This is a genomic window from Thauera phenylacetica B4P (assembly GCF_000310225.1).
Classification (GTDB): Bacteria; Pseudomonadota; Gammaproteobacteria; order Burkholderiales; family Rhodocyclaceae; genus Thauera; species Thauera phenylacetica.
Genome location: NZ_AMXF01000321.1, coordinates 1 through 3,443, shown reverse-complemented (window position 1 = coordinate 3,443; position 3,443 = coordinate 1). Strand labels below are relative to the sequence as shown.

Genomic DNA, 3,443 nt, shown 5'->3' with positions numbered 1-3,443 from the left:
GCCCCGGCCGCCCCGCCCCGCCCGGCTCCACCGCGCGCATCGCCGCCGCCCCGCGCACGCCGCTGCCGCGCAGCAGGCGGAAAAGCAGGGTCTCGGCCTGGTCGTCCTGGTGATGACCGAAGGCGAGCCAGTCGCAGTCCACCTGGGCGAGCGCGGCATGACGCGCCGCGCGCGCGGCAGCCTCGAGGCCGTCGGCGTGGGCGCGATCGACCTCGACACGGAAGACTTGCAGGGGAATGCCCGCGGCCGCGCAGCGCTCGACGCAGGCGCGCGCCCAGGCGGGAGCGTTCGGGCTGAGGCCGTGGTCGACGTGGGCGGCGAGCAGGCCGAAGTCGAAGCGCGGCTGCAGCCGGCGCAGGAGTTCGAACAGCACCACCGAATCCGCCCCGCCGGAGAGCGCACAGCACACACGGCTGCCCACGCCGACGCCGGCCGCGGCGAGGACCGCGGCGGCGGATTCGGGCAGCGCGTCGGCAGGCAGGGGCTTCATGGCTGAAACGGGCAGACGCCGTGATCGAAAGCGATCGCGGCTTGCGCCACGCCGACACGGAACCGTCCAGCCAGGGTTCTCGTGACGAAGCGACGCAAGCCGCGATCGGGTCCTGCAGCGGGTCGGGCGGCGTCGGCGAGCCTCAGGCCGCCTTCTCCTTGTAGCGGCCGTAGCTCATCAGCTTCTGGTAGCGCTGCTCGACGAGCTCGGAGGGCGACAGCGCCTCGAGCTCGCGCAGCGCGTCGGCGAGCGCGCGCTTGAGCGTGGCGGCCATCGCGCGATGATCGCGGTGGGCGCCGCCGATCGGCTCGTCGACCACCTTGTCGACCAGCTCGAGCGACTTCAGCCGCACCGCGGTGATGCCCATGGTCTCGGCCGCGTCGGCGGCCTTCTCCGCGCTCTTCCACAGGATGGAGGCGCAGCCCTCGGGCGAGATCACCGAGTAGGTGGAGTACTGCAGCATCAACACGCGGTCGGCGACCGCGATTGCGAGCGCGCCGCCCGAGCCGCCCTCGCCGATGATGGTGCTGATGATCGGGGTCTTGAGCTCGGACATGAGATAGATGCTGTGGCCGATCGCCTCGGACTGACCGCGCTCCTCGGCGCCGATGCCGGGATAGGCGCCCGGGGTGTCGACGAAGGTAAACACCGGCAGCGCGAACTTCTCCGCCAGCTTCATCAGGCGCATCGCCTTGCGGTAGCCCTCGGGGCGCGGCATGCCGAAGTTGCGCGCGATCTTTTCCTTGGTGTCGCGGCCCTTCTGGTGACCGATCACCACGCAGGCCTGGCCGTTGAAGCGCGCCAGCCCGCCCACGATGGCGCGGTCGTCGGCGTAGCTGCGGTCGCCGTGCAGCTCGTGGAAGTCGGTGAACATCAGGCTGGCATAGTCCAGCGTGTAGGGGCGCTGCGGGTGGCGCGCGACCTGGGCGATCTGCCAGGGGCTGAGCTTGGCGTAGAGGTCCTTGGTCAGCGACTGGCTCTTGGCCTCGAGCCGCTTGATCTCGTCGGAGATATCGACGGCCGGATCGTCCTGGACGAAGCGGAGCTGGTCGATCTTCTCCTCGAGTTCGGAGATCGCCGTTTCGAAATCAAGAAAGGTGGTCTTCATCCCGGGCTGTCCCAGTCAAAAATGTGCGCCATTGTAACGCCAGCCGCCCGGCCGCGTACGGCGCGCGTGCTGCAGCGCAAAAGCGCGGCGTGCGCGCAAAAGAACGGGGCGGCGCCTCGCGGCCACCGCCCCTTTCCGGAAGCCGCCCGCCGCGGCGGGCGATCCGGGTCAGTCGTTGTTGGCGAACCCCAGCAGGTGCAGCAGGCTGGTGAAGAGGTTGAAGATCGACACGAACAGCGTGACCGTGGCCATGATGTAGTTGGTCTCGCCGCCGTGGATGATGTTGCTGGTCTCGTACAGGATCAGGCCCGACATCAGCATCACGAAGGCCGCCGAGACGGTCAGCGACAGCGCCGGGATCTCGAAGAAGATCGCGCCCAGGCCGGCGAGGAAGGCGACCAGGATGCCGACCATCAGGAAGCCGCCAATGAAGGAAAAGTCCTTCTTGGTCGTCACCGCGTAGGCCGACAGGCCGAGGAAGATCGCCGCGGTGCCGGCCATCGCCTGCATCACGATCGAGCTGCCGTTGGGGAGCGCCAGGTACGAGGAGATGATCGGGCCGAGCGTGAAGCCCATGAAGCCGGTCAGCGCGAACACGAACACGATGCCGAGGCTGCTGTCGCGGAACTTGGAGGTGGCGAACAGCAGGCCGAAGTAGCCGACCAGCGTGATCAGGATGCCCAGGCGCGGCGCGCCCATCGCCATCGACAGGCCGGCGGTCAGCGCCGAGAAGGCCAGCGTCAGCGACAGCAGCATGTAGGTGTTGCGGATGACCTTGTTGGTCTGCAAGACCGAGACTTCGGCCCGGCCCAGGGTGCTGATGCGGTTTTCCATGGTGGAAGTCCTCCAGTGGGATCGTCGATTTGTTTTGGAACCGGCGCCGAACGGGCGGACGACCGGGGGTTTGCTGCAGGGACTACGAGAGAATCATGTCGGGATCGCGGCCATCGCCGGCCCGCGCTGGTGGCGGCGCACGCGCTGGGCGAGCACGCGGGCGACCCGGTCGGCCGCCTCGTCCACCGCCGCGCGCACGTCGAGCTGGGTGATCGCGAACACCACGTCGGGCAGGTTGCGCAGGCGCAGCTGCACGACACAGCGCTTGTCGGCGCCGCCCTCCGGACCATTCACCGCTGCGACCTTCACGCGCGCCCACTGGATGTGGTCGCGGAAGCGGCCGATCGACGAACGCATCCGCTGCGCCACGTAGTCGCGCAGGCCGGGGGCGGTTTCAACACCGTCGCAATGAAGATCGATACGCATGTCCAGTCTCCTTCGTTTTCGTTGCACGGATCCATCGGGCCCTGTGCTCCGGTGGATACTACCGCTCAGACTGTTCGATAGAATCTCGGTTCAGCAGAATTTCAATCCGATTTTTCCGAAGTATCGAATCGAGCGCGCCGGAGGCGACCCATGCTGAACTACAAGCAACTCCACCATTTCTGGACCGTGGCCCGTGCGGGTGGGATCGTGCGCGCGGCGGAACGTTCCGGGCTGGCACCGCAGACCCTGTCGGGCCAGATCGCCACCCTGGAGACCGATCTCGGCGTGAACCTCTTCAAGCGCCAGGGCCGCGGCCTGGTACTGACCGAGACCGGGCGCATGGTGCTGGACTACGCCGAGGAGATCTTCCGCCTCGGCAACGAGCTCGAGGAGGCGCTGCAGAGTCGCGCGACCGGGCGCGCCGTGCCCTTTCGCGTGGGCATCGCCGACGTGGTACCGAAGGCGATCGCGTGGCTGCTGCTGGCGCCCTCGATGGATCTGCCCGAGCCGATGCGCATCGTCTGCCGCGAGGGCAAGTTCGACGCCCTGCTCGGCGAGCTCGCCATCCACAAGCTCGACGTGGTG

Annotated in this window: 5 protein-coding genes; 1 reads left to right on the top strand and 4 read right to left on the bottom strand. The window is 68.1% G+C overall.

The window, feature by feature from the left end:
• From tilS to C667_RS21225, 4 genes are all read right to left on the bottom strand, one after another.
• The coding region (gene tilS, locus C667_RS21240) for a tRNA lysidine(34) synthetase TilS (protein ID WP_004383058.1) at nt 1–490 on the bottom strand (490 nt) is incomplete at its 3' end.
• 142 nt (nt 491–632) lie between these two features.
• Complete coding sequence (locus C667_RS21235; RefSeq protein WP_004383056.1) at nt 633–1,598, bottom strand: acetyl-CoA carboxylase carboxyltransferase subunit alpha; 966 nt, start codon at nt 1,596–1,598, stop codon at nt 633–635.
• Between the two features lie 168 nt (nt 1,599–1,766).
• Nucleotides 1,767–2,432 (bottom strand): Bax inhibitor-1/YccA family protein, encoded by a 666-nt coding sequence (locus tag C667_RS21230; RefSeq protein ID WP_004383054.1) that lies wholly within the window; start codon nt 2,430–2,432, stop codon nt 1,767–1,769.
• A gap of 93 nt (nt 2,433–2,525) precedes the next feature.
• Complete coding sequence (locus C667_RS21225) at nt 2,526–2,858, bottom strand: HPF/RaiA family ribosome-associated protein (protein WP_004383053.1); 333 nt, start codon at nt 2,856–2,858, stop codon at nt 2,526–2,528.
• Nucleotides 2,859–3,008: 150 nt separating this feature from the next.
• Here C667_RS21225 and C667_RS21220 point away from each other — a divergent pair.
• On the top strand, nt 3,009–3,443 hold a 435-nt coding region (locus C667_RS21220; protein WP_004383050.1), incomplete at its 3' end, for a LysR family transcriptional regulator.

Bases quoted from the DNA above. Each gene is read 5' to 3' on its own strand.
- C667_RS21230 (WP_004383054.1), bottom strand. From the start codon at position 2,432: ATGGAAAACCGCATCAGCACCCTGGGCCGGGCCGAAGTCTCGGTCTTG.
- C667_RS21235 (WP_004383056.1), bottom strand. From the start codon at position 1,598: ATGAAGACCACCTTTCTTGATTTCGAAACGGCGATCTCCGAACTCGAG.
- C667_RS21225 (WP_004383053.1), bottom strand. From the start codon at position 2,858: ATGCGTATCGATCTTCATTGCGACGGTGTTGAAACCGCCCCCGGCCTG.